Source organism: Candidatus Desulfolinea nitratireducens (genome assembly GCF_982879505.1).
The window spans coordinates 16,952-18,654 of sequence record NZ_CEYOSI010000047.1; the positions used below are offsets into that span (position 1 = coordinate 16,952).

The 1,703-nt window shown below is 49.6% G+C and carries 2 protein-coding genes; both read left to right on the top strand.

The window, feature by feature from the left end; all coding sequences use genetic code 11:
* The first annotated feature begins 88 nt into the window (after positions 1-88).
* Positions 89-1,153: a hydrogenase expression/formation protein HypE gene (gene hypE / locus AC3DOM_RS06155; RefSeq protein WP_487918154.1), complete on the top strand. Its 1,065-nt coding sequence runs from the start codon at positions 89-91 to the stop codon at positions 1,151-1,153.
* A gap of 39 nt (positions 1,154-1,192) precedes the next feature.
* Positions 1,193-1,414: a hypothetical protein gene (locus AC3DOM_RS06160; RefSeq protein WP_487918155.1), complete on the top strand. Its 222-nt coding sequence runs from the start codon at positions 1,193-1,195 to the stop codon at positions 1,412-1,414.
* The last annotated feature ends 289 nt before the right edge of the window (positions 1,415-1,703 follow it).

Here is a 1,703-nt window from a genome sequence, read left to right on the forward strand (position 1 = left end):
ACAAGATGGCGTCAGGCCATACTTGCCGTATGCTGGGTGCATGAGGACCCAGTAAAAATTCCGCAAAAACATCACCTACGAGGACATTATGAGCAACCCTTCATTCGACGGCTGGACTTGCCCGATCCCCCTGAAAAATTATCCCACGATCGTGATGGGACATGGCTCTGGCGGCAAAATGATGAACGACCTGATCGCCCATCTTTTCGCCCCGCTCTTTGATAACGACCTGCTCGGGCAAATGGGCGATTCGACGACCCTTGACATGGCCTCGTTTAAGGGTGGACGCATGGCCTTTTCAACCGATTCATTTGTCGTCAGCCCGATCATCTTCCCTGGCGGCGATATCGGTGATCTGGCGGTCAACGGCACCGTCAACGATATCGCAATGAGCGGCGCCAAACCGCTCTATCTCTCAGCGGGATTTATCCTCGAGGAAGGACTCCCGATGGAAACGCTGGGAGAGATCGCCGCCTCCATGGCGCGGGCTGCAAAAGAAGCTGGCGTACAAGTGGTGACGGGCGATACAAAGGTGGTCAACAAGGGTCACGGTGACGGAATTTTTATCAATACCTCCGGCTTTGGTCTGATTCCCGATGGAATCGACATCGCCGCAAAAAATGCCCGCCCCGGCGATATGATCCTCGTCAGCGGCACGATGGGCGATCACGGCATGGCGATCATGTCCAAACGTGAGGGCCTGGAATTTGAATCAGAAATTATCAGTGACACCGCCCCTCTGCATGGTCTGATCGCGGAAATGCTGGATGTGACCAAAGAGATCCACTGCCTGCGGGATGCCACCCGCGGCGGGCTTTCAGCCGTGCTGAATGAGTTAGCAGATGTTTCGAAGGTAGGGATTGAATTTGAAGAAATGAAAGTGCCGGTTAATCCCGCCGTCAACGCCGCCTGCGAGATGCTGGGGCTGGATCCCTTCTATATCGCCAACGAAGGCAAACTGGTCGCCATCGTTGCCCCCAAAGATGCAGAGGCTGTGTTGGAAAGGATGCGTAAGCATCAATACGGAAAAGAGGCTGTCATCATCGGCACAGTGACGGAAGCTCATCCCAAACGGGTCGTGGCAAAGACGGCTATCGGTGGCTCAAGAGTAGTCGATCTGCCTGCAGGAGAGTTATTGCCGAGGATTTGCTGACAATTCTTGAGCCGCAACAGAAACCAGGCAGTATACTATGTGAAAGAAAATATTCCACTCCAGAAAGGAGGACACGTTGGCAAAGGTCAATTACAAATTCCAAAAACGCCAGAAAGAGATCGCAAAGAAAAAGAAGCGCGACGAGAAATTAAAACGCAAAGAGCAGATTCAACCAAATCCGCCCACAGAAGAAACATCTACAGAAAAAACAACTACAGAAAAACCGTAGAAATATCCAGAGGCGTAGGGGCGGATTTTTGAAGCTTAAACAGATTAGACCCAAAAGGTTTAGCCTTTTAGGATCTTTAGTTTTAATTTTCGCATGGTATATCTACCTGCAAGGGAGTTGCGGCCCAGGATTTGCCAATTGCTTATTTGAAAAGGTAAATAAAAAAATCTGAGCCTTCATTATTGCCTTATAAAATTGTACAAATATTTATCCGACACGCACTTTATTTTTTTGCGGATTGTGGGATAATAAAAAGTAGCATAATTTGATCCTGTGTGCTTTATCAGGAGCCAGTGGATCGATGTTCAGCACCACAGCCTG